3 protein-coding genes are annotated in these 2,440 nt (G+C 46.8%); 2 read left to right on the plus strand and 1 reads right to left on the minus strand.

What is annotated here, in order from left to right; all coding sequences use genetic code 11:
- Positions 1-297 precede the first annotated feature (297 nt).
- Complete coding sequence (gene rseP / locus QT974_RS33465; RefSeq protein WP_333472667.1) at positions 298-1,398, plus strand: RIP metalloprotease RseP; 1,101 nt, start codon at positions 298-300, stop codon at positions 1,396-1,398.
- On the opposite strand, the gene QT974_RS33470 is transcribed toward rseP, so the two are convergent.
- Positions 1,399-1,545: a hypothetical protein gene (locus QT974_RS33470; protein WP_333472668.1), complete on the minus strand. Its 147-nt coding sequence runs from the start codon at positions 1,543-1,545 to the stop codon at positions 1,399-1,401.
- 80 nt (positions 1,546-1,625) lie between these two features.
- Here QT974_RS33470 and QT974_RS33475 point away from each other — a divergent pair, with 80 nt between their 5' ends.
- Entirely contained in the window at positions 1,626-2,396 is a 771-nt protein-coding gene (locus QT974_RS33475; RefSeq protein WP_333472669.1) for a Uma2 family endonuclease, read from the plus strand.
- Positions 2,397-2,440 lie beyond the last annotated feature (44 nt).

A 2,440-nucleotide genomic window follows, 5' to 3' on the forward strand; every position in this document is an offset into this window, starting at 1 on the left:
ATTGGTTATTGGTTATTGGTTATTTGTTATTGGTTATTTGTTATTGGTTATTTGTGATTAGACCAACAACTAGCAACTAACAACTGACTACGGACTAATGTTTAGTTTCGTAGTGTATATCGCACATTTGACCAAAATCTACACAAGCCAGATCGCGCGGGCCCTCGCGCACCGGCCCGGACGTTAGCTTAAAATGCCATCTTCCAGTTTGACTGAAATTTGCCGGTCGGAAGCCACCAATCTTAAAAAGATATTAAAATAAATTAAAGTCAAGTAAAAGTGTTAGTGGAATCCTTCATGTCAGTTTTGGCAGCGATCGCAGTTTTAGGTATCTTGATTGTCGTTCACGAACTCGGCCACTTCCTGGCGGCGAGACTTCAACACATTCACGTCAACCGCTTCTCCATCGGTTTCGGCCCCATCCTGTGGAAGTACCAAGGCCCGGAAACTGAATACGCCCTCCGCGCCTTTCCCCTGGGAGGTTTCGTGGGTTTCCCGGATGACGATCCAGAAAGCACTATTGAGCCCAATGACCCGAATTTGCTGCGCAACCGCCCCGTACTCGATCGGGCGATCGTGATTAGTGCAGGGGTAATTGCCAACTTAATTTTTGCTTACTTCCTGCTGGTGGTGCAATTGACCACCGTCGGCGCTGCATCCCTGAACTACCTCCCGGGAGTTAAAGTCCCGGAAGTCGCTGCGGAAGTTAGTTCGGCGGCCTTCCAAGCGGGAATTCGATCGGGCGACATTGTTCTGTCCGTTGATGGTAAGGAATTGGGCGCGAACCGCGAAGCAATCAAATCTCTAGTCTCAGCCATCCAAGATCATCCCAACCAAGCCTTGGCGTTAGAAATTCAGCGCCAAGAGCAAAAATTTGTGGTGACAGTAACTCCCGAATTATCACCTGACGGTAAAGGTAAGATTGGCGTGCAGCTAACTTCTAACGGCACTGTCGTGCGGGAACGAGCGGGAATTGTAGAGGCGTTTAGCAAGGCTGCAACTGAGTTTGAGCGAATTGTAGTGCTGACGTTTCAAGGTTTCGGGCAGTTACTTAGCAATTTCAGTCAGACTGCTGAAAAGTTGTCCGGGCCTGTGGCAATTGTAGCCATTGGTGCAGGAATTGCGCGATCGGATGCAGCGAATTTGTTTCAGTTTGCGGTGTTGATAAGCATCAATTTGGCTGTGATTAATATCTTGCCTTTACCTGCTTTAGATGGCGGTCAGCTAGCTTTTCTGTTAATAGAAGGAGTCCGGGGCAAGCCTCTGCCGAACCGCATTCAGGAAAATGTAATGCAGACTGGTTTGGTGCTGTTGTTGGGTTTGGGGATTTTCTTGATTGTTCGCGATACTGCTAATTTGGCCGGCTTTGATTTGATGCGAACTCTCCGACAACAGTAGTCAGTTGACAGTTGACAGTTGACAGTTGGCAGTTGGCAGTTGGCAGTTGGCAGTTGGCAGTTGACAGTTGATAGTTGACAGCTTGCCCGCTTGCTTGTCGAATGGTTGGCAGTTGATAGCTGATAGTTGACATTTGTCATTAGTCATTAATCAGCAGCCATTAGTCATTACACCACTGATGACTGCTGAGTAATATAAATTAACCAGTAAATTTGGGGAAAACAGCAATGGTTACACAACTGCAATCTCCCGACAAAGCAAAGATTATCTATCCAGATGATAACGGCGAACCAAGGTCAGATAATACGGAACAGTTTCGATTAATCGTGTGGATCAAAGAAAATTTAGAACTGTTATTTGCCAGCATGGCTGATGTTTTCGTAGCGGGAAACTTGCTGTGGTATCCAGTAGAAGGAAATAACAAGATTTCTCAAGCGCCAGATGCGATGGTAGTCTTCGGAAGACCGAAAGGTTATCGAGGCTCCTACCAACAATGGAACGAAGAGAACATTGTACCGCAAGTCGCGTTTGAAATTTGGTCGCCGGGAAATCGGCTGACTCCGATGCTCCAAAAACTGAGATTTTACGAACAGTACGGCGTAGAAGAATATTATCTGTACGATCCAGCAAATGTGGATTTAACTATATGGGAGCGCCGAGATCAACGATTAGAAGCAATCGAACAAGTGAACGGCTGGGTAAGTCCAAGAATGGGAGTGCGGTTTCAACTATCAGAAACTGAACTGCAAATATTCAGGCCTGATGGAACACCGTTTGTGAGTTTTGTGGAGCTCGCTCAACTTCGAGAACAAGCAGAATTAAGGGCCGAAGAAGAACGGCAAAGGGCTGAACAAGAACGGCAAAGGGCTGAACAAGAACGGCAAAGGGCTGAACAAGAAAGGCAAAGAGCCGAGCAGGCGGAAACTTTACTGGAACAAGAACGATCGCGATCGCAAGCTTTAGAAGCTCGGCTCCGAGACATGGGAATTGACAGTTGACAGTTGACAGTTGACAGTTGACAGTTGACAGTTGACAGTTGACA

The sequence above is a fragment of the Microcoleus sp. BM001215392 genome (genome assembly GCF_036700185.1).
Taxonomy (GTDB): domain Bacteria; phylum Cyanobacteriota; class Cyanobacteriia; order Cyanobacteriales; family Microcoleaceae; genus Microcoleus.

Coding starts and splice junctions, on each gene's coding strand:
- rseP (WP_333472667.1), top strand. CDS start 298: ATGTCAGTTTTGGCAGCGATCGCAGTTTTAGGTATCTTGATTGTCGTT.
- QT974_RS33470 (WP_333472668.1), bottom strand. CDS start 1,545: ATGACTAATGACAAATGTCAACTATCAGCTATCAACTGCCAACCATTC.
- QT974_RS33475 (WP_333472669.1), top strand. CDS start 1,626: ATGGTTACACAACTGCAATCTCCCGACAAAGCAAAGATTATCTATCCA.